This window comes from Pseudomonas sp. (genome assembly GCF_050739655.1).
In the GTDB taxonomy this organism is placed as follows: Bacteria; Pseudomonadota; Gammaproteobacteria; order Pseudomonadales; family Pseudomonadaceae; genus Aquipseudomonas.
On sequence record NZ_JBOIBY010000636.1, the window covers coordinates 25,117 to 46,450 of the forward strand.

The window sequence follows — 21,334 nt, forward strand, 5'->3', positions numbered from 1 at the left end:
TTTATGTCGAGCAAGAAAAAGTCGCTGGAGATAGAAACCCTGCGCGGCCTGGCGTGCCTGCTGCTGGTGCTCTATCACGTGATCGGGCCATTGGGCGGCGGCTTGAAAATAGATTTGGGGTCACCGTTCCGGGTGCTCGCCGACTCCATGGTGTATGTGCGGATGCCGTTGTTCACGTTCATTTCGGGCTACATCTACTCCATCTACAAAATCAGGGGCAATGACTTTCCGGCGTTCTTTAGCGGTAAGGTCCGACGGCTGATCGTGCCGCTGTTTTGCGTGGGGGTTCCGTTTTCCGTGTTGCAAGCGGTAGGCCCGGGCGTGAACAAGGATGTGGGTGTGATCGATGCGTTGTTGTCGTTCTACGTGCCGATCAACCACTTCTGGTTTTTGCAGGCGGTGTTCATCATCTTCATGTTTGTCGGCCTGCTGCAATGGCGTGGCCTGTTAAGTACGGCGACGCGTTTATATCTGTTGTTCGCGTTTGCGGCGGTGGTGTTTCTGCTGCCGCCTTTCAAGGTCGATGCGTTTGGCATCAACGGGGCGATTTACCTGCTACCGTTTTTCGTAGCGGGAATGATTGGCCAGGAAAAGGTCAGCGCGTTGAAGCAAACGCTCAGAGTGATCGGCCCGTTGGTGTTCGTGTTGATATCGCTGACGTTGCTTTATGTGGCGGCGGTGGATCGCGAGTTGATCGTCGATCGCCGAAGCCTGATCGGTTTGCTGGTGGGCTGCGCGTCCTGCTTCGCGTTGCTGGCCAGTGATATGCGCTCGAAATGGCTGACCTGGCTCGGCGGATATTCCTATGCGATTTTCCTGTTTCATGTGTTGTTCGCCGCCACGTCGCGCTTTGTCCTGGGGCGCCTGGGTGTGAAAGACGAAAGCGTCCTGGTGCTCGGCGGCGTGCTGTGTGGCTTGCTGGGGCCGGTGGTGCTGTCGAGTATTTTCAGTCGCTTCACCTTCACGTCTGTGTTGTTTTTGGGTGAGCGAGCAGCCGCTAAAAAACCTTCGGTAAACGTAGGCGCAGTGCCACAAGCTTGATGAAGGTTCGGGTAAGGGGAATGACGCATGTTTGCAGTCGATGAGGCGCGTCCTGTTGCGGCTTCGGTGATTGAGGTCGGTGACGTTCGCGAACGCTTCGGCCAGTGGCGCGAAGGCAAGGCGGGGAAGGTGCTGGCCATCTCCGTGATCGGCGACAGCTACAGCGCCGGGCAGGATTTCTACCTGAACAAGCTGGTGCAGCGGCTGGTTGGGGAGGCGGGTTTTGCTGGTCCCGGCTATGTCGGTTTCAACCACGGCGCGGCGCTCGGCGGTACGCATTTCAAATACACCCGCAGTAGCGAAAAGTACTTCGGCGGTGATTGGAAGGTCTCCGGCCTTGGCCAGGCCAGCCCCGACAGCCGTACGGTGACAGGGCGACCCGGCGCGTGGCTGGAGATCGATGCCAGTCCCTCAACTGCAATCAACACCGCTATCACCCAGGCAAAGCTGCTTTACCTTGGAAATGGAGAGTCCAGTGAGGTGCGTTATCGCTGGGCACCCTCAGAGGGTTGGCATTCACTGACCCTCACAGGCTCCGGTGTTCAGGAAGTGCCATTGCCTGGCACCTCTGCGGCGGCGGATTGGGCGTTCAGGCTGGAGGTCGTGAAAGGTGCGCCGACTCTGTTCGGCTTGTGGATGAGCAACGACCAGGGCGGCGTTCGGGTGTCCAAGCTTGCGGCATCGGGCGCTACGTCCGCGGACTTTTTCCACAGCGACGGTCGGTGGCAGGCACAGTGGAAGGCCGTGGTGTCGAAAATCCCCGCCGACATCTACCTGATCATGCTCGGTGGCAACGACCAGGGCTTTGGCGTGAAACCCGAGCAGTATCTGAAGAACATTCAGGGGCTGGTGCGCATGGTGCACGAGGCCCAACCGGCGGCAAGCATCAATCTGGTTCTGCGTCAGGACACCACGCGCTCCAGTGCGTATCCAATGTCAGCTTATGCACAGGTCCTGGAGCCTTGGGCGCGGTCAGAACATCTCCGTTATGCCAATCTGCAATGCGCATTCGGCGCCGACTTCAAGCGCTATGCCAGCAGCGGGCCGACGCCCATGATCGGAGCGGATAACATTCATCCTGTTCCCGAGACGGGAGGGCGGGTCATTGCCGATTATTTCTATCGCCTGATCGTCGGCGGCAACAGCAAGGTATCGCCGCAAGACACCTGCGGCGCAACCCTGTAGGAGCGAGCTTGCTTGCGAAAAACGTTTGGACAACGCGTTTACTCAGGCAGGGCGCATTATCGTTGACGACCATCGCGAGCAAGCTCGCTCCTACAGTGATGGGGTTGTTTCGAAGTGATCCAGTTGTCCCAGCAACTCCACGGTCTTGAGTGGCATCAACTGAGTATCACAGCGGGTTTCCACATTGATGATGATCGCCGGGTCGTTGCAGCAAATGCGCACCCGGAATCGCCAGTCGCTGAAAATCACCTTCAGCCCGTCACGGTCATCGATTTCCAGAGCCTGTTCGCCGTACAGCTTTTTCAAGTGAGCGAGTAGGGGATAGGGATCGAGCATCGGGCGACGAATATCCCCGGACGAGGGAAACATGCCGATTCGTTCCACCAACAGGATGGCGCCCAACCAGGGCTCGTTGGCGCTCGGCAACGGCTGATGCCGTGACAACCAGGTCATCACCCCGTGGTTGCCCACCTCCAGTTCAATGTTTGCCGAGGGTTTTGCATTGTTCATAGTGGCCTGCCTGAATGGAGAGTGGGCGTCGGTTCGCGTGCAGCAATGAGTCGGGTAGGGGCTGATCAAAGACCCTTTAGATACAGGTTGTCGTAGCAAAAGTTGGTCGCTTCGAGGTAACCCTCTGCACCACCGCAATCGAAGCGCAAGCCGTCGAACTTGTAGGCCAGCACACAACCGTTCTGCGCCTGTTTCATCAGTGCGTCGGTGATCTGGATTTCCCCACCTTTGCCGGGTTGAGTGTCGGCGATCAGGTCAAAGATATCGGGCGTCAAAATGTACCGGCCAATGATTGCCAGATTGGACGGCGCGTCTTGCGGACTGGGCTTTTCCACCATGTTGTTGACCCGGTAGATGCCCTCGGAAATCTGCTCGCCGGCGATCACCCCGTATTTGTGCGTCTGGTCGCGGGGCACTTCCTGGATGGCCACGATCGAGCAGCGGAATTTCTTGTACAGCTGGATCATTTGCGTGAGCACGCCATCGCCCTTGAGGTTCAGGCACAGGTCATCGGCCAATACCACGGCGAAAGGTTCATCGCCGATCAGTGGGCGGCCACTGAGAATCGCGTGGCCCAAGCCTTTCATTTCGACCTGACGGGTATAGGAAAAGGTGCAGGAATCGATGAGCTCACGGGTGCCGGCCAGGAACTTCTCCTTCTCGGTGCCACGGATCTGGTGCTCGAGTTCATAGCTGATGTCGAAGTGGTCTTCCAGTGCGCGCTTGCCCCGCCCGGTCACGATCGCCATGTGTTGCAGGCCGGCGTCCCTTGCTTCTTCCACGGCGTACTCGATCAACGGCTTGTTGACGATCGGCAACATTTCCTTGGGCATGGCTTTGGTCGCCGGCAAGAAACGCGTGCCATAGCCGGCAGCGGGGAACAAACATTTACGAATCATAAAAGTATCCTGGGCATTCATGGCGCACAGCCAATGGTGCGCAATAACGAGTGATTGCAAGTTGCAATGATTAGTTGAGGGTTACTTTAATACCCGAGCCGCGTGGGTGATGGCAATTAGCAGTGCGCCAATAACGTCTTAATGTTATGAGATGTCGGTTTAATAGTTGTTAGTTATTTTTAGTCGGTATCTGTTGATAGTGGTGCATGCATCGGAGTGCTAATAAGTACCGGGCAATACAGTTTGACTTGCAAAAATAATTATTGCCAGTCGTTGAACTAATTTTGTTTTAGGTTGTTGTCGCCCTTGTTTGTGTGGCTCATGGCACATATTCATTAAATGGGGCTTGACACGCTACTTGGCACTCTCCCCACTATGGATCGCGCTATGAAAATTCTGGTTACCGGTGGAGCCGGCTATATTGGCTCGCACACCACACTCGCACTGCTTGAAGCCGGCTATGAAGTTGTAGTGCTGGATAACCTTTGCAATAGCAGTGATGCAGCATTGCATGCGGTAGAAGCCATTTGCGGCAAGAGTGCGCTGATGATTCGCGGTGATGTGTGCGACAGGGCCTTGCTGGACCGGATTTTCCAGCAGCACGCCATTGATGCTGTCCTGCACTTTGCCGGCCTCAAGGCGGTGGGCGAGAGCGTGCGCAAGCCGCTTGAGTACTACGAGACCAATGTCGGAGGCAGCATCACGCTGTGTCAGGCGATGGCGGCAGCCGGGGTGTTTCGCCTGGTGTTCAGCTCATCGGCCACGGTTTATGGCGCGCCGGAACAGATGCCGATTCGCGAGGACTTCCCCACGGGCAATCCCACCAATCCTTATGGTCAATCCAAGCTGATCGTCGAAAACGTCCTGCGCGACCTTTTCCAGGCAGAGCCGCGCTGGAGCATTGCGCTGTTGCGTTACTTCAATCCGATCGGCGCCCATGACAGCGGCCACTTGGGGGAAGACCCCAATGGCATTCCGAATAATCTGGTGCCTTACATCAGTCAGGTGGCAGTCGGCAGCCTGCAGGAATTGTCGATCTTCGGTAACGATTACCCCACGGTCGACGGCACCGGTGTGCGTGACTACATCCACGTCGTGGACCTGGCGGACGGGCATCTGAAAGCTTTGCAGTCCATCACTGAACGCACCGGCATCCATACCTGGAACCTGGGTACGGGCGATGGTTACAGCGTGCTGCAAGTGCTGCGAGCCTTCGAGCAGGCCTGTGGGCAGCCGGTGCCTTTCCGGGTGATGCCACGTCGCTCGGGTGATGTTGCCGAGAGCTGGGCCGATCCCTCCAAGGCAGCGAAAGAGCTGGGCTGGAAGGCGACGCGTAATTTGCAGCAGATGATGACCGACACCTGGCGCTGGCAATCGAATCACCCCAGGGGATACCTCGGCTGAATGCGTCTGCGCTGCGGCAAAGTGCCATTTGAGCTGAATGTTATTTCCGGTCAGGGTGTTAGATATCGTCGGGAAAATACACTGGAAATGCCTTTTGCAAGTCCGTAGATATAAACCTGCCGTTCGACATTTATCAGTCAGGTAAAACTGTGAATGAACGACGGACCTGTTCGCAATCTTGCGACTTGATCTCTTCAAATCTAACAAAACACCCGATTTCAATCAGGTCAAATGTTAGAAAGGAGTTGATATGAAGAAAGTGATGGCGATTGCACTGTTGACGATGTTGAGCAACTGGGCATCCGCGGTAGAAGCGCCGCTGACTACAGCGACCAATGTATTGGGTAACGTGGCGGCTTCCCCAGCCACTGCAGCCAGTACTGCAATGGTCGCAAGTGCTGTAGCGGCGTCCAACAGTGGTGGAAGTGCAAACGGCGGTACAACAGGTACTACCGGTACCACGGGTACAACCGGCACGCACAACTAACTGAAATACCTGTTGGTGCAGTACAAGGTCGCCCGATGAAAATCGGGTGACTTTGTTTTAGATTCGCCCTTGAATAGCGTAGTGCCATTATGACTCGTAGTGTTTATCTTTTAATGTTGGCAAGTATCGCTTTGCAAGGTTGTATGTTTTCGCCGGGACAATACCTGAGCACCAGCGATATCACGCGCCAAGGGGGCAGTGAAAGCAGCCGGGTCGAGCTCATTCCGATCACCCCCAAGCTCATTTCCATGAACCGCGCCACGCACAAGCGTGAGTCGGTGCCGGTGGAGTTGTTGACCACACCCGCTGAGTACCGCATCGGCAGCAACGATGTCTTGTACATCACGGTCTGGGATCACCCCGAGCTGACGGCCCCATCCGGCGCGCAACAGCAGATTGATGCCAACGGCCGCCTGGTACGTTCCGATGGCACGCTTTACTACCCGTTCATCAAGGAAGTCCAGGCCGCCGGTAAAACCATCCAGCAGCTGCGAGCGGACATGGAACAAAGACTGTCGGCCTTCATTGCCGACCCGCAGGTGGATGTCGCCGTGTTGCGTTTCGCCAGTCAGAAGGTCGTGGTGTCGGGTGCCGTTTCCAAGTCCGGTCCGCAAGCGATTTCCACCAACCCGCTCAGTGTCGTAGAGGCCCTCGGTTCTGCCGGTATCGATACGGCGAATGCCGATTTGTCCGGTCTGTTGCTGACGCGTAACGGGCGGGTGTATCCGCTCAATCTGGACACGCTCAATCAGCAGAATTCCGAGTTGCAGAGTGTCTACCTCAAAGGTGGCGATCAGTTGTATCTGCCTTACAACGACAACAAGCGCATCTACGTCATGGGTGAGGTCAATCAGCCCCGTGCGCTGAGCTTCAAGACCGCGACCATGAACCTGTCCGATGTCCTGGGCTCGGTCGGCGGATTGAGTCAGACCACTTCTAACGGTAACGCGGTGTACGTCATCCGGGGTGTGGAAAACCTCGATGTGGAGCCGGCAAAAGTCTATCAACTGCAAGCCGAGTCGCCGACCGCCATGGCACTGGCCACGCACTTTGAAGTACGTCCCCAGGACGTTGTCTACGTGGGTCCTGCCAACGTGACTCGCTGGAATCGCTTCATCAGCCAATTGGTGCCATCGGCCTCCATTGTCGGCACGGGCGCTTCCGCTGCGAAGAACATGAGTGAAGTCAGTAGCAACAGCAAATAAGGCCGGGTCCGACTGTGAGAACGTTGAAAGTTGGCGTCTGCTTGATAGCGGCCTTGTCGTTGTGTGGCTGTAACCCGCTGATGGTCGCCTCGTTGACCAACTTCAAGTCAGCGGTGGTTGGGCCGGATGAGTTGGAGGTGACGGCCGAGCAGGTGGCGCAGGTTCAATATCCCCAACTCAAGCTGACCACACCGTCCGGTTCCGGGGTGTTGGCGCTGGTGCGTGAGCGAGAGGATCTGCAGTTCTGGGTCGCTTCCGGCAAACAGGTGCTGCTGATGCGCGATGGCCTCGCGGTGCGCAGCATCGGCCTGGGCATTGAGGGCGATCTGGACGGTACGCGCCTGCCTGACGCATCACCCTTCAAACAGGGCCTTCATCAAGTGCCCGATGGCTATACCAGCCAGCGCTGGATCGACCTCTATGAAGGCCATGAAACAGGGGTGGCCTTGAACAGTCGGTTCTCTCGCAAATCCATGGAAACCCTCGAAATCCTCAACAAGGAATACGCCGTGCTACGTGTCGATGAGCAGATTGACGCCCCGGCCATCGGCCTGCGTGCGACCAATCGTTATTGGGTCGATCCCGTTGACGGTTTCATTGTGCAGAGTGAGCAACAATTGACCTCGCAATTGCGGGTCAAGATCGTTCAATTGACCCCTGAACGCAGGCACGCCCATTGAAGCGGGTCAGGGTTTTATCTGCGTGCCTGCTGTTGATCACCGGCATGAGCCATGGGGCGGTCACTGTTACCGGTGACGTCGCCAATCCCGGACCCGTCGACCTGCCTGCCGGTGGCCGTTTGCTGGATGTGATCAACGTGGCACAACCCAATGCCGAAAGTTACTGGCTGGCGGGCGTACTGCTGCGTCAGTCCTTGCTTGAACAACAGGCTCGGCTCAAGGCCGGAGTGCTGTTCGATCTGGACGTGTTGCAGCGCATGGCCCTGCTCTTCGACAGGCCGAGCCGCGCTGCCCTGGCGGTGCGTCTGGCCGAGCAAGTCAGGCGCATGCCCGTCACCGGGCGCCAGGTGGCTGACCTTGACCCGGTCGCGGTGGAAGTCGGGTTTGCGCGCAACATGCGCCTGGACGATGGCGACCGCCTTATCTACCCGTTGCGAGTCGACGAGGTCGAAGTGTTGGGCGCGGTCGCCGAACCATGCCGGTTGCCCTATCGACCGCTGCAAGAGGCTCGCGACTATTTGCAAGGCTGTGAGTCGCTCATCGATGCAGATGCCGATTACTTGTGGCTGATCCAACCCAACGGCGTCTCGCGGCGGGTTGGCATTGCGCACTGGAATCGCGAGAGCGGGCAGATACCTGCCGCTGGCAGCAAGATTCTGGTCCCGGTCAAAAATGATGACCTTGATCCGCCTATCCCTGAACTGAATCAGCAGTTGGCCGAATTCATTGCCACGCAGCTGGCTGAGGTGGTTCGTTGAATTTACGTTTTGCAGCAGTACTGTTATTGCCCTGTGGTTTGGCTCATGCGGAGCCGCGCATTACTCAAAACGATTTCGGTGGCGTTGGCTTGTTGCAAACGCCGACGGCGCGAATGGCGCCGGCCGGTGAATTGAGCGTGAATGCCAACCGCACCGACCCCTATAGCCGATACAGCGTGTCGCTACAGCCGCTTGAATGGCTGGAGGGCTCGTTTCGCTACACCGCGATCACCAACCGCCCTTACGGCCCGGAGTCGCTGAGCGGCAGCCAGAGCTATAAGGACAAGGCGGTCGACCTCAAAGCCCGCCTGTGGGAAGAAAGCCATTGGGCGCCCGAAGTGGCGCTGGGTTTCCGGGACATTGGTGGTACGGGTTTGTTCTCCAGTGAGTTCCTGGTGGCCAACAAGCGCTACGACAATTTTGATTTCAGCGCCGGTATCGCCTGGGGTTACCTGGGTAATCGCGGCGACTTCGATAACCCGCTGGGTTGGGTCGATGACCGCTTCAAGACCCGCCCGGACAGTGAAGGCACCGGTGACGTTAACGCCGGGTCTTACTTTCGCGGTAGCCCTTCATTGTTCGGTGGTGTGACCTACCAGACTCCTTGGGATCGACTCAGCCTGAAACTGGAATACGAAGGCAACGATTACAAGCACGAACCCAAGGACAACGAGATCAAGCAGGACTCGCCGATCAACCTCGGTGCAGTCTTCAAGCTGACTGACTCGATCGATGTCAGCGCAGCTTGGGAGCGTGGCAACACGGCGATGTTCGGCGTCACCTTCCACACCAACTTCGTCAGCCGCAAGGCGCCGGCCAAAACCTTTGATCCGCCAGCCGAACCGCTGCCGGCGAAGGCGCCGACCACGACGATGGATCAGGTCAATTGGGCCGACGTGTCGCAACGCTTGCAGCAAAATGCCGGCTACAAGGTCGAGCGCATCAGCCAGCGCGGCTCCGAGTTGTTGGTGTATGGCGAACAATCGCGTTATTTCCATTCGTCCAAAGCGGTGGGCCGCGCGAGCCGGGTTCTGGACAACAGTGTGAATGACGACATCGACTGGTTCACCCTGGTGAACAAGCGCTATGACCTGCCGCTGGAAGAAACCAGCGTGCCTCGGCAAACCTTCCGCGAAGTGGTGAACAACGAGGAGCCGCTGCAAACGCTGCACCGCACCACCGAGATCAATCCGGCGATGCCGCACAACGAGAAAACCCTCTTCACTGGCGCTCCCCAACCGTTCAGTTATGGCGTCGGACTGGGCTTCAAGCAGAACGTTGGCGGTCCCGATGGCTTGCTCTATCAGTTCAGTGCCGACGCGGACGCCGAGTACCGGTTTAACCGCAACACCTGGTGGAACGGCTTGCTCAGTGCAAACCTGGCGAACAACTTCGACAAGTTCACCTACGACGCGCCCAGTGGCTTACCCCGTGTGCGCACGGACTTGCGTCAATACATGACGACCTCCGATGTCACCATGCCCCTGTTCCAGCTCAGCCACGCCGAGCAATTGGACAAAGACCTGTACGGCATGGTCTACGGCGGCTATCTGGAATCGATGTTCGCCGGGGTCGGGGGTGAAGTGCTGTTTCGCCCGACCGGCCAGCGCTGGTCTGTCGGTGCGGACCTCAACTACGTGCGTCAGCGCGAATTCGATCAGGGGTTTGGTTTGCGTGATTACTCGGTGCTTACCGGGCACATCACCGGCTACACGGACTTGCCATTCGATACGCTCGCGGCGGTCAGCGTAGGGCGCTATCTGGCAGGGGATTGGGGCGGCACGCTCGATATCTCGCGGGAGTTTTCCAACGGGGTGCGGTTTGGTGCCTGGGCGACGATCACCACCGTAACCGGCGCCGAATACGGCGAAGGTAGTTTCGACAAAGGCATCTATCTGTCCATTCCGTTCGATGAACTGATGAGCATGTCGACCATGCGCCGCGCCAACCTCGTCTGGTCGCCACTGACCCGGGACGGCGGCGCACGGCTCAATAGAAGCTTCCAGCTGCACTCCATGACCGACAGCCGCGATGACGACATGTTCTACCGCAACTTTGAGAAGATTACTGAGTAGCAACTGGGCTCGACACAAACACCTGCGGGCCAAACCAGAAATCCGCGTACACCGCCGTTCCCTGTGGGAGCGGGCTTGCCAGCGATGGCGTCAGTCCATCAACAACAGTGTTGCCTGACCCACCGCCATCGCGAGCAAGCCCGCTCCCACAATGGTCATTGGCCAAACCATAAATCCAGGTACACCGCTATCCCCTGTGGGAGCGGGCTTGCCCGCGATGGCGTCAGTCCATGCACATCAACATCGCCAGCCAAACCCCAAATCCCAGCCACAAAAAAGGGGACTTGCGTCCCCTTGCGGTATTGCGTTGCGCAACGCTAGCCCATCAGTAGATGTCCTTCGACAACAACGTGAACGGCGTCTTCACCAGGATCTTCAGATCAAGCCACAGCGACCAGTTGTTGATGTACTTGAGGTCAATCTCGACACGCTTCTGCATCTTGTCGATGGTGTCCGTCTCGCCACGGCAACCATTGATTTGTGCCAGACCGGTAATGCCCGGTTTGATTCGGTGACGCGCCATGTAGGCCAAAATCTTCCCGGAGTAATAGTTGTTGTGCGCGACGGCATGAGGGCGTGGGCCAACCAGTGCCATATGCCCCTGCAGGACGTTGAACAGTTGCGGCAGTTCATCCAGCGAAGTGCGGCGGATGAAGCGTCCAACCGCAGTGATACGCGAGTCATTTCGACTGGCCTGCTTGACCTCGCGGTCATCGTGCACGCGCATCGAGCGGAACTTCCAGACCTGAATCACCTTGCCGTTCCAGCCATGACGATCCTGCTTGAAGAACACCGGGCCTTGCGAGTTGAGTTTCACGGCAAGTGCAATAAGCAGCAATACCGGGCTCAACAGGATAATGGCCAGCAGCGCCACGCTTTTTTCCACCAGGCTTTTGCTGAGCGCGGCGGTAGGGCGGCTGGTCAGCGGGCTTTCGTTCAGATAGATCGCCGGCAAGCCATCCACGACTTTCACCGAGTGATTGAGCAGCGTCAGACTGTTCAAGTCCGGCACCCAGACCACGTCAACGTTGGCACCCAGCAGATCGACATACATGGCTTCGATCTTTGCCGCTTCCGACAAGGGCAGGGTGATGTACAGGCGGCGGATGTCATGGGTCTTGATCAGTTCCAGCAGATTTTCCTGATCGCCGACGATGCGTGGCGCGCCTGGTTCCAGGGAAGGAGCGACACCATTGCTGACCAGACCCACCAACGGCAGGTTCTCCAGATGGTTCAGCTTGTTTGCCAACCCCAGTGCCAGCTCCCCAGTACCGACGATCAAGGTTTTATGTTCGCTTGTGCGAGACCGCTGATAGAACTTCGAAAAGGCGTGCAGCGGCGCGTATAGCAGCGCCTGGCCAAGGAACCCGTACACCGCCCAACCAAGGATCACCTGGCGCGAAAACAGTTCATCGGCCTTGCAGACAAATGCGATGAAGGCCAGCGCGGCCATGGTCATGGACCAGCCCATGAACAGGCGACCCAGCCCCGTCAGGTAGTTGTCTCTTTTGCGATACACGCCACTGAACGTGTAAGCCGGAACCGAGGCTAATACCGCCAGCGTTGCGCACATTCGGTAGTAGAACTCGACCGTTCCGGTGTGTCGTTCAGCGAGTATGAACAACAACGAAACAACAAAACCCTGCGCCAGCGCCCATTGACCCCAAAAGGTAAGTCCCTTGAGGCCGGTGTTCCGATTAATACCAAGCGTAAGTTCCATAATATATCCCCAAAAGACGTCCATTCAGGTTTCGACAGTTGAAAACCGAGTTGTTAAGTAGACTTATTGTTGTTGTTGTTAGAGCGAGTGTCCTGAGGAAACAACATCGATATACCGAACTGTCGTCAGTCAATAGACTAATTTATTGGTGAGGGAGGGTGTCTGACGAGTTCTAACAAGATGGCAAATTGCCAACTTATAAAATTGCAAGTGGCCGGACGTTAGAAATGGTCGATCACCAAAGGATGAATATTTAATGTTGTGTTAGGTATTGTAGAAGGGGTGAAGGCAGGAGGGGGCAGCGCTGGGAGAAAACAAACAAAGTGCTCTTTTTATTGTTGTAGTCGCACTGTTCATGTTTGTGTTGTTGCCAGGGTCAGACGTTCAGCAGACCACTTCCTGGATCAGGCAGTAACCGCGGTTACGCACGGCGCGAAACAATCGTTCACCATTACTGGCGCTTTTGAATTTGTCTTGCAGGCGACTCAGGCACATTTCCAGACCGCGATATTGCTCCGGTTCCCTGCCGATGCTGAGGATCAATTCGTCTCGACTGACCACCCGATCTTCATGGTTCAGCATTTTCTTGACAAGTGTGGCTTCCAATCCGGTCAGACTGATCTCGATACCTTCTTTAACCAATGCACCCTGGTCATTGTCGAGTTGCCAGACTTTGCTGTAAGGCGCATCGCCCTCGATTGTCTGGGCGATGTCATGGGCTAGCGCAGTCGTTGTCGGCTTGCTGTGGAATGGGTTTTCGGATTGCGCTGCCAGCCATTCTGATTCGAGAGTGGCCAATATTCTCTGTGTGTCATGCTCGATACTTTGCGCCACTTTTTTCCTTGTAACGCTTGGGTAAGTGAATTCCATCAGCACTGGAGCGGAAGAGGGCGATGCAACACCTTCAATAAACATTTGTGCCTGGGATGTCCCGAACGAATTGAAACGCTCGCTGGACAAAATGGTCTCAAGCTCACGTTGCGACGTTGTACTGTGGGTAACGACGACAAAATATTTTCTTGGGAGGGTTGTACTAATTTCCATGTCTCTCTCCTGAAGTACATGCCAAATTTGGCTAAAAGATGATCGGCAGGGGAGTAGTCACTCCCTCGGAAGTAATCGAAAAGGCAGGGTCTGGGCCCTGAATTGGCCCTCGATAGGTTCCACACGATCTGCTATAGACTAACTTCTTATTGTTATAGTTCAGTGTTACGACGGTTATTAACTCGATAAAATTTCCCTGAAGTACAAATAAAACGATTGAGCCGGTATTTTTTAGTTGCATGAAGAAAGACGTCTGATTTTTTACTCAGGCGGTCGAAATCAATCCTCTTGCCAGACGGTACCCGTACCCGCGAATGCTCTGGATGGCGTTTGTGCCATAGGTGTCCTTGATTTTTCCGCGCAAACGGCTGATCGATTTTTCCAGTGCTCTGGGGTCGTAAAAATTGCTGTTGAGCCCCATGATTGCGGCGATTTCATCGTGGCTTAGTATGTGATTATTGGTTTGCGCAAATGCTTCCAGAATCTTCATTTCGGCAAAAGAAATGTCCAGCTTCTTGCTGCTGTCCATCAAACAGATTCGGGTGGGATCGAGTACGAGGTTGATATCTCTTTGCCACTCTTCACTGCGGAAGAATTCGGCAAGTAACTCAGAACCTTCGTCGGAGAGGGTATTGAACTTGATACAAAAGTCGGCTCCCGCAAGATAGTACTTCATCTTGTTGAAGGCGCCCCGACCTGTAATGACTGCGCAAATGATGGGCTTCAAGTTGACAGTGCGCAGGTTTTCCAACAGTGCGAGGCCTTCTTCGAGGGCCTGTGGGCTGTCAATGATGATGAAGATGGCGCGATATGAGCCGGGGTGTTCGTTCTTCTTATATGAATGAGTGTACGAACTGGTATCAAGCGCTATATCGGCCCGCACGTGCCTTGCGATTAGCGCACTAAAACGCTCAGCCACACCGTCCGTACGACCCAGAGTGAGGACCCCAGGTTCGTCGTTTATGCGGTGCTGGCTTTTAGTTGCCAAGTTCCCTGTAAGCATCATGCATTGACTCGAATAGGTGCTGACATCGGGATGTTAAAGCACCGGTTCTCATCTGTGACTGACAATTGGTAACATTTAGGCGGATTTTAGACGTGGCTCTCGAGTTTTATAACAATAACTAAGCTTTTCAAGCTTTTAGTTGCTTTTCTCGGCCGCGTGAACTAGTGAGATATGGCCATTAGATGGTGGCAATATGGAATTGTGCCACTATTTTGAGTCTATGGCGATTTGTTTTTGTATGTCCTTTTGCCACTGTCTGGCGCGACAAGACCCACCCCTCCTGCCCAGCGACCCTATTCTGTAGAAACAGCAATAATGTGAGTTTGGTCACATTTTGTTGAATGGTAGAGCCTTTTCATCTTCAGCTCAAAATTATTCTGAAGAAGTTGATAATCGGACGATTATTAACATGACTTGAGTGTGCGATTTGATAGGACATACTCTGCGCCGCTGGTGCCAGGCCATGGCAGTTGTTTTTTGATACCTGATGCAGTTAACAGGTCGCTCTTGAAGGCGATTTGACGGAGGATTAATGGATTTCTGGACCCTTATAAAGGTATTGATTTTAGGTGCGGTAGAAGGCCTGACAGAGTTTTTACCCATATCCAGCACAGGTCACCAGATTATCGTTGCTGATTTACTGGAGTTTGGCGGCGAACGCGCCATGGCGTTCAACATTATTATTCAATTGGGCGCCATTCTTGCCGTCGTATGGGAGTTTCGTCCCAGGATTTTCGACATCGTCAAAGGCTTGCCGACCCAGCGCAATGCCCAGCGTTTTACCTTGAATCTGCTGATTGGCTTTCTTCCGGCGGTTGTTCTGGGCGTGTTATTCGCCGACAAGATTCATGAGTACCTGTTTAACCCAATCACCGTAGCCGTCGCATTGGTCGTGGGCGGGATTGTGATGTTGTGGGCGGAGCAGCGGGAGCACGTGGTGAATATCGACCAGGTGGACGACATGCGCTGGTCAGATGCACTGAAGGTAGGTTTTGCGCAGTGCCTGGCGATGATTCCGGGCACTTCCCGCTCCGGATCGACCATCATCGGCGGCTTGCTGTTTGGCCTGTCGCGCAAGGCCGCCACCGAATACTCGTTCTTTTTGGCGATGCCAACGATGGTCGGCGCAGCCGTGTATTCAGGCTACAAGTACCGGGACCTGTTCCAGAACGGTGACCTGCCGGTATTCGCCCTGGGTTTTGTGACAGCGTTCGTTTTCGCGATGATCGCCGTGCGCGGATTGCTCAAGTTCATTGCGAACCACAGTTATGCCGCATTCGCGTGGTACCGGATCGCATTTGGTTTACTGATCCTGGCAACCTGGGTGTTTGGATGGGTGAACTGGACGGCCGCTGCCGCAGGCTGACAGCCGAGCCAGGCGGACCAAACCGCCTGGCTGCATGACCTCATGGAGCGGGCATTAACGCCCTTCAAGCAACTCGGCGGCTTGATCCAGCAGCGCCAGAGGCTCTTTGGCCTTGTGAATATCCACCGACAACAACTGGCGAAACTTGCGAGCCCCCGGGAACCCGGTGCCCAACCCCAGCACATGCCGGGTTATGTGGTGCATCGAACCACCCGAATCGATGTGCGCGGCGATGTAAGGTCGCAGCTGCGCCAGCGCCTGGGCACGAGTGATTACGGGCGCTGTGCTGCCGAACAGCTGTTGATCGACTTCGGCCATCACATAAGGATTGTGATAAGCCTCACGGCCCAGCATGACGCCATCAAACGTCTGCAAATGCTCGTGGCAAGCCTCCAGCGTCTTGATCCCGCCGTTCAGAACGATCTCAAGCTCTGGAAAGTCCGCCTTCAACCGCGCCGCCACGTCATAGCGCAAAGGCGGAATCTCACGGTTCTCCTTCGGCGACAACCCTTCCAGAATCGCAATCCGCGCATGCACGGTAAAACTCGTGCAACCGGCATCGCGCACCGTACCGACGAAATCACATAGCTCTTCGTAACTGTCGCGTCCATTAATGCCAATGCGATGCTTCACCGTCACCGGAATCGACACCGCATCACGCATCGCCTTCACACAATCGGCCACCAACTGCGGATGCCCCATCAGGCAAGCCCCGATCATATTGTTCTGCACCCGATCACTCGGGCAGCCCACATTCAGATTCACCTCATCGTACCCATGCTCCTGCGCCATCCGCGCACAAGCGGCCAGGTCCAACGGAACACTGCCACCCAACTGCAACGCCAACGGATGCTCGGCCTCGTTGTGACGCAAGAAGCGCTCGTGATCACCATTGAGCAAAGCGCCGGTGGTGACCATTTCGGTGTAGAGCAGGGCGTTTTTGGACAGTAGGCGCAGGAAGAATCGGCAGTGGCGGTCGGTCCAGTCCATCATCGGGGCGACGGAGAAGCGGCGGGAGAGTGGGGCGGGTGTGGCGGTGGTTACGGACATGGGGATTCAGAATCGGTGAGGCTGGGAGGTGGGGAGTTTATCAGGATTGGGTTGGTGGGGCTTGGACGGAACCGGGAACGATTGATCGGGCGAAAAACCGTCATGTTGATCCAATCAAGCAAATGTAGGAAATCTCCCTCACATCGCGTCCATTTTGCCCATATTGCCCTCCCTCCGATCAGCCAGATGACCTCTCTTCGTCGCTGCAAGATCAGCGACAAGGGTGTGGAAGCCCTTCACAAGATCTAGGCGCACAGGCGCCACCAAAATTTAAGCAGGCGCTTTTTTCATGTCTGCTGTTAAATTATGGCGGCTGTGCGCGGGGCACTTTCGGGTGCGCCGGGTTCCTGGATCCCCGGTCTTCCACACCTGCGCACAGCTGCCACCCATCATGTGGAAGTGATGCTGGCAGTTCCTTTGATCAATTCTAGGAACGCATTCAATGAAAAAGATCACTCCTGATCCACCTCTAGCTTCAACTGCTTCCGATCCCACCGATCACTCTCAACTCTCTGAAGTCGGTAATCGTGCTGTAAGTAAGCGCCTGCGCAACCCATCTCACGCGGATCCCATCTGTGATGTCTTCACCATCGTTCCCGATGTCGACATTGAGACCTTGCTGTGTCACGCCTGTGAAACGCTCGCTTCGCTAAACGTCCTCACCACTGACCTGGCTTGTAAGCTCGAAGGCTCATCACGCAGTTTGGCATTGTCGATTCAACAGTTGGCGGTGGTGGGTGAGCTGTTGGTAAACCGAGCACTGGATAATGTCGATCCGCCGGACACTGAGTGAAGTTTACCCACGCGGCCACACAAAGAAGGGTGCTCCTGGAAGAGCACCCTTTTCGCTACTTGCAACAACCAGTCACTTCCCCCCAGGCACCGCCAACCACTGCCCCAACACCTTCTGATAATTACCCGTCACCTTGGCCAAATGCAGCCACTGATCCACGTACAACTTCCATGTCATGTCATCCCGCGGCAGCAGGTAGGCCTTCTCGCCATATTGCATGTACTGCGTCGGGTTCACCGCGCACAGGCCCGGTTTCAACTTCTGTTGATAGAGCGCCTCCGATGCATCGGTGATCATCACGTCTGCTTTCTTGTCCAGCAGCTCCTGGAAGATGGTTACGTTGTCGTGCAGTTGCAGTTGAGCTTTGGGCAGGAAGGCGTGGACGAAGGCTTCGTTGGTGCCGCCGGCAGGTTCGACCAGGCGTACCGAGGGCTGGTTGATCTGGTCGATGGTTTGGTATTGCGCCTGGTTTTCGCAGCGCACCAGCGGGATTTTGCCGTCGACGTCGAGGGTGGTGCTGAAGAAGGCTTTTTTCTGTCTTTCGAGGGTGACCGAGATGCCGCCCATGCCGATGTCGCACTTGCCGGCGAGCATGTCGGGCATCAGGGTTTTCCAGGTGGTTTGAACCCACTCGACCTTGACGCCCAGGCTGTCGGCCAGGGCGCGGGCCATGGCGATGTCGATGCCGGAGTATTCGCCGTCCTCGGCTTTATAGGTATAGGGTTTGTAGTCGCCCGTGGTGCAAACCCGCAGTTGGCCCTGCTGGATGATGCTATCGAGATGTGAAGGGCCTTCCTGTGCCTGTACGCCGAACGATAGGGCGAGCAGGCCACTGAGCATCCATGTGCTTTTGATGATCTTCATTGTTATCGGGCTTTTGTGATGGATTGGTTTTGAAGGAGGGAGTGTAGTGAAAGCCCTGAAGGACTCAATGTCCTCTGTCTCGCCACCAACCTCCCAATCAATACCCGTTCCACCGTGTTGCGGAGGTTTACTGGCGTTTAGTCGCCTTGTCGGACGAAGCCACAGTGCCGCTACCGCAATTGATGTAGGAAGACGACTTCAGCCAACGCTGGTCCGGATAGTAGGAAAACAGCAGTTGCCCATCCTTCATCGAGTCGATCAGCTTGTGAGCAATTGCCGGCCTGACGGCGGGGCAACCCAGGCTTCTGCCGATCCGGCCATTGGCCCGTGCCAGGACAGGGCTGACATAGGGAGCGCCATGAATGACGATTGCCCGGTCATAGGCGTTATCGTTGAAGCCCGGTTCCAGGCCTTCCATGCGCAACGAATAGCCGTTCTGGCCGCGATAGCTTTCCTGGGTACGGAACAGCCCGAGGCTGGTGGCGAAGCTTTCGTTTTGGTTGGAGAATTGCGTGGCCATGTTTTCGCCGCTGTTGCGGCCATGGGCGACAAGTTCGTGGAACAGCAACTTGCGCTTTTTCAGGTCGAACACCCACAGGCGTTGTTCGGTAGACGGCAGCGAGTAATCGATCACTGCTAGTCTTTGTGCCGGAACAGCGCTTTGGGAGCGGGAGCATTGTGTGGCGCGCACTGCCAGGGCAATGACCTTGGCATTGGCATTTGGAGCAGCCTTGGCCAGCGCGGCTTCGAGCGAATCAGCGTAGGCTGGTGGTAGGGTAGCCAACGTCAACAGCAGCGCTGTATATAGGAAGCCAAAGCGGTGTAGCGCCATAAAAATGTCTCATCAGGAATATTTCGAGTCTAGCAGCGAGTTGGACGCTAGCCCTTTGATTGCGGGAGATTAAGGATTATCCATGGGTCAATTAACAAGGTTATTCGTCATAAGCCGTGCATTTTTTATGGTCTTTCTGATCAGCGGCACAGCGCTGGCGGAAACTTCGCCGATCATGCCGGTAACTCCGCAAACCAATCCATTGTCCGCTGCACCGGATGACGTCGTCGGTCAGGCCATTCAGGCGACGCTCGAACCCCTGCAATCCACATTCCCGCCCTTGCTCACCTCGCGCAAGCATCAGCGGGCGGATATCAACCGCGTGGTCCTGGACTTTTATGCGCACCGCAACTATCGCGCCGCCTGGACGAATGGGCGCGATGTGACCCAGCTGCTCAAGAGCCTGAACGAAACGCAAATCGATGGCCTGGCGCCGGCTGATTTCCGGGTGGCCGAGTTGGCCCAGGCACAACTGGCGATGCAGGCCACCGCGCCGACACCGGCGCAATCGGCGGCGTTCGATCTCGCGGCAACCCGTACCTACATCACCGCGCTGTTGCAATTGCGACGGGGCAAAGTCGATCCGGCTCGGCTGGATTTTCATTGGAACTTCGACCCTGTCGGGGTTGATCCCCGCGAAGATGTGAACAGCTTCTTCACGGCCCTGGATGATCACGACGTGGCGCGCGCGTTTGCTCAAGCACCCCCGCAAGCGACGGTTTATCGCAACATGCGTGTGGCCTTGGCACAGTTGCGTCAGGTTCGGGATGCCGGTGGCTGGCCAAAAGTGACCGAAGGTCAGTCGCTCAAGCCCGGCATGGATGGCCTGGCGGTCACTCAGTTGCGTGCCCGCCTGGTGGCGGGTGGCTATCTTGAACCGCACAAGGGCAAGCGGACCGATTACGACGACAAAGTCATCGCAGCGGTGAAGAAATATCAGAGCGAGCAATACCTGGGAGCGGACGGCGTAGCAGGGGCGGCGACCCTGGCTGCGTTGAATGTGCCGGTGGAAGCACGGATCGATCAGGTCCGGGTGAATATGGAGCGGGCGCGGTGGCTGTTGTACAAGCTTCAGGGCACGTTCGTCATAGTTGATATCGCGGGTTACAAGATTGCGCTGTACCGCGACGGTCAGCCGATCTGGCGTTCTCGGGTGCAGGTCGGCAAACCGTTTCGCAGCACGCCGGTCTTTCAGTCCGAAATTACCTACATCACCTTCAATCCCACGTGGACCGTGCCGCCGACGATCCTGAACAAGGATATGTTGCCCAAGATTCAACAGAACCCTGACTACCTGGCTGCCAATCGGATCAGGGCCCTTGACCGGCAGGGCAATGTACTCGATCCAGCGGGTATCGATTGGTACAACGCGCGCGGTATCACGTTGCGTCAGGACGCTGGTCCGGAAAACTCGCTAGGGCAGGTGGCCATTCGATTCCCCAACGATTACGCGATTTATCTGCATGACACGCCGCACCGCGAGCTGTTCGCCAAATCCATGCGCGCCACCAGCTCCGGTTGTATCCGGGTAGAGAATCCGCTGCAGTTGGTAGAGCTCCTGTTCAACGATCCGGTGCGCTGGAACAGCGAGGGCATACAAAAGCAATTGGCGAAGGGCAGGACCGAAAACATCAAGCTCCCGGTCAAGGTGCCGGTGCTTTTGGCGTACTGGACGGTGGATATGAGCAACGAGGGGCGGGTGGCGTTCAAGCCCGACGTGTATGGCTATGATTCCCCGGTCTTACGCCGTTTGAACATGCCGACGGAGTTGCCCGCTCTGGACTTGCAGCAGGCACAAACGCCGATGGTTGTGTCGGATCAAAGCAACTGAAGAGCCAGGAAAGGGCCCGTGATCACCGTGAATGGTGCAATCTCGGGCGCCCTTTGTTGTTGCACTAAAGCTGCAGCCCGGCCTGTACCACCGACAGCAGATTGTTTTCAGTCAACGCCACCGCGTCGGGTTGTGGCGTGGCCTGGTCGAGCACTTGTAGCCACCAATGGGTTTCGCCGTGTTCATCAATGGTGCGCAGTAAGGCAAGTTCGTTGCCTTTGCAATGAATCTCGATACGACCTTCACCATCCGGCGTGAAGCGCGCGATCGGGTCGAAGGTGATGCTGTGCTCGTCGTCTGTGATCAGCAATTGGTCGATGGCATAGTCGAAAGTGTCACCTTGCGGATTGCTTTCGAATACATGGGTGGAATTGCGTCGCAAGACCAGGCCCTCGTTTATCAGGGGCAGCAGCCATCTCTCGATTTGCTTGTACAGTTCGTAGACTTGTCCCGGCCAACTGTCGATAGCCTGATCCGTGTCGCCATGCCGCTGGTGTTGTTTCAGTTTCGCGGCGAGTTCGTCTGCCTTGCTCATTTCGATTCCTTGTCATGATGTAGGACTAATCGTAGCTGCTTGAGGGTGA

Annotated in this window: 20 protein-coding genes; 11 read left to right on the forward strand and 9 right to left on the reverse strand. The window is 56.1% G+C overall.

Features of this window, described 5'->3' with window-relative positions:
- Positions 1-3 precede the first annotated feature (3 nt).
- Together ACRESJ_RS30345 and ACRESJ_RS30350 are read left to right on the forward strand one after the other, a co-directional pair.
- Positions 4-1,041: an acyltransferase family protein gene (locus ACRESJ_RS30345; RefSeq protein WP_431761187.1), complete on the forward strand. Its 1,038-nt coding sequence runs from the start codon at positions 4-6 to the stop codon at positions 1,039-1,041.
- A 27-nt stretch (positions 1,042-1,068) separates the two neighbouring features.
- Positions 1,069-2,226, forward strand: coding sequence for an SGNH/GDSL hydrolase family protein (locus ACRESJ_RS30350; protein ID WP_431761188.1), 1,158 nt, complete (start codon positions 1,069-1,071; stop codon positions 2,224-2,226).
- 90 nt (positions 2,227-2,316) lie between these two features.
- Here ACRESJ_RS30350 and ACRESJ_RS30355 read toward each other — a convergent pair whose 3' ends face one another.
- Positions 2,317-2,736, reverse strand: coding sequence for a mannose-1-phosphate guanylyltransferase (locus tag ACRESJ_RS30355; protein ID WP_431761189.1), 420 nt, complete (start codon positions 2,734-2,736; stop codon positions 2,317-2,319).
- 65 nt (positions 2,737-2,801) lie between these two features.
- Positions 2,802-3,635, reverse strand: coding sequence for a UTP--glucose-1-phosphate uridylyltransferase GalU (galU, locus tag ACRESJ_RS30360; protein ID WP_431761190.1), 834 nt, complete (start codon positions 3,633-3,635; stop codon positions 2,802-2,804).
- Between the two features lie 387 nt (positions 3,636-4,022).
- On the opposite strand from galU, the gene galE reads away from it, so the two are divergent.
- From galE to ACRESJ_RS30390, 6 genes are all read left to right on the forward strand, one after another.
- A complete protein-coding gene (gene galE, locus ACRESJ_RS30365) occupies positions 4,023-5,039 on the forward strand; it encodes a UDP-glucose 4-epimerase GalE (protein WP_431761191.1) in 1,017 nt (338 codons plus the stop codon).
- Between the two features lie 250 nt (positions 5,040-5,289).
- On the forward strand, positions 5,290-5,526 hold the full coding sequence (locus ACRESJ_RS30370; protein ID WP_431761192.1) for a hypothetical protein: 237 nt from the start codon (positions 5,290-5,292) through the stop codon (positions 5,524-5,526).
- 89 nt (positions 5,527-5,615) lie between these two features.
- Entirely contained in the window at positions 5,616-6,731 is a 1,116-nt protein-coding gene (locus ACRESJ_RS30375) for a polysaccharide biosynthesis/export family protein (protein WP_431761193.1), read from the forward strand.
- 14 nt (positions 6,732-6,745) lie between these two features.
- Entirely contained in the window at positions 6,746-7,411 is a 666-nt protein-coding gene (locus ACRESJ_RS30380; RefSeq protein WP_431761194.1) for a YjbF family lipoprotein, read from the forward strand.
- A 44-nt stretch (positions 7,412-7,455) separates the two neighbouring features.
- Positions 7,456-8,169: a capsule biosynthesis GfcC family protein gene (locus tag ACRESJ_RS30385; RefSeq protein WP_431761195.1), complete on the forward strand. Its 714-nt coding sequence runs from the start codon at positions 7,456-7,458 to the stop codon at positions 8,167-8,169.
- On the forward strand, positions 8,166-10,244 hold the full coding sequence (locus ACRESJ_RS30390; protein ID WP_431761196.1) for a YjbH domain-containing protein: 2,079 nt from the start codon (positions 8,166-8,168) through the stop codon (positions 10,242-10,244). Before ACRESJ_RS30385 ends, ACRESJ_RS30390 begins: the two co-directional genes overlap by 4 nt.
- Before the next feature lie 325 nt (positions 10,245-10,569).
- On the opposite strand, the gene ACRESJ_RS30395 is transcribed toward ACRESJ_RS30390, so the two are convergent.
- The 3 genes from ACRESJ_RS30395 to ACRESJ_RS30405 all read right to left on the reverse strand — a co-directional run bounded on the left by ACRESJ_RS30395 (position 10,570) and on the right by ACRESJ_RS30405 (position 14,014).
- On the reverse strand, positions 10,570-11,964 hold the full coding sequence (locus ACRESJ_RS30395) for an undecaprenyl-phosphate glucose phosphotransferase (protein WP_431761197.1): 1,395 nt from the start codon (positions 11,962-11,964) through the stop codon (positions 10,570-10,572).
- Positions 11,965-12,348: 384 nt separating this feature from the next.
- Positions 12,349-13,008, reverse strand: a complete 660-nt coding sequence (locus ACRESJ_RS30400; protein ID WP_431761198.1) for a winged helix-turn-helix domain-containing protein — start codon at positions 13,006-13,008, stop codon at positions 12,349-12,351.
- Between the two features lie 265 nt (positions 13,009-13,273).
- Positions 13,274-14,014 (reverse strand): winged helix-turn-helix domain-containing protein, encoded by a 741-nt coding sequence (locus ACRESJ_RS30405; RefSeq protein ID WP_431761199.1) that lies wholly within the window; start codon positions 14,012-14,014, stop codon positions 13,274-13,276.
- 532 nt (positions 14,015-14,546) lie between these two features.
- Here ACRESJ_RS30405 and ACRESJ_RS30410 point away from each other — a divergent pair.
- Entirely contained in the window at positions 14,547-15,380 is an 834-nt protein-coding gene (locus tag ACRESJ_RS30410) for an undecaprenyl-diphosphate phosphatase (protein ID WP_431761200.1), read from the forward strand.
- Positions 15,381-15,434: 54 nt separating this feature from the next.
- Here ACRESJ_RS30410 and dusA read toward each other — a convergent pair whose 3' ends face one another.
- Positions 15,435-16,430, reverse strand: coding sequence for a tRNA dihydrouridine(20/20a) synthase DusA (dusA, locus tag ACRESJ_RS30415; RefSeq protein ID WP_431761201.1), 996 nt, complete (start codon positions 16,428-16,430; stop codon positions 15,435-15,437).
- 442 nt (positions 16,431-16,872) lie between these two features.
- Between dusA and ACRESJ_RS30420 the strand changes: the two genes are divergently transcribed.
- Complete coding sequence (locus ACRESJ_RS30420) at positions 16,873-17,223, forward strand: DUF6124 family protein (RefSeq protein ID WP_431761202.1); 351 nt, start codon at positions 16,873-16,875, stop codon at positions 17,221-17,223.
- A gap of 72 nt (positions 17,224-17,295) precedes the next feature.
- Here ACRESJ_RS30420 and ACRESJ_RS30425 read toward each other — a convergent pair whose 3' ends face one another.
- Positions 17,296-18,087 (reverse strand): transporter substrate-binding domain-containing protein, encoded by a 792-nt coding sequence (locus ACRESJ_RS30425; protein ID WP_431761203.1) that lies wholly within the window; start codon positions 18,085-18,087, stop codon positions 17,296-17,298.
- 127 nt (positions 18,088-18,214) lie between these two features.
- Positions 18,215-18,919, reverse strand: a complete 705-nt coding sequence (locus ACRESJ_RS30430; protein WP_431761204.1) for a murein L,D-transpeptidase catalytic domain family protein — start codon at positions 18,917-18,919, stop codon at positions 18,215-18,217.
- 82 nt (positions 18,920-19,001) lie between these two features.
- On the opposite strand from ACRESJ_RS30430, the gene ACRESJ_RS30435 reads away from it, so the two are divergent.
- Positions 19,002-20,750 (forward strand): L,D-transpeptidase family protein, encoded by a 1,749-nt coding sequence (locus ACRESJ_RS30435; protein ID WP_431761205.1) that lies wholly within the window; start codon positions 19,002-19,004, stop codon positions 20,748-20,750.
- A 64-nt stretch (positions 20,751-20,814) separates the two neighbouring features.
- Here the strand turns inward: ACRESJ_RS30435 and ACRESJ_RS30440 are convergent, their stop codons facing one another.
- On the reverse strand, positions 20,815-21,285 hold the full coding sequence (locus tag ACRESJ_RS30440) for a hypothetical protein (RefSeq protein WP_431761206.1): 471 nt from the start codon (positions 21,283-21,285) through the stop codon (positions 20,815-20,817).
- Positions 21,286-21,334 lie beyond the last annotated feature (49 nt).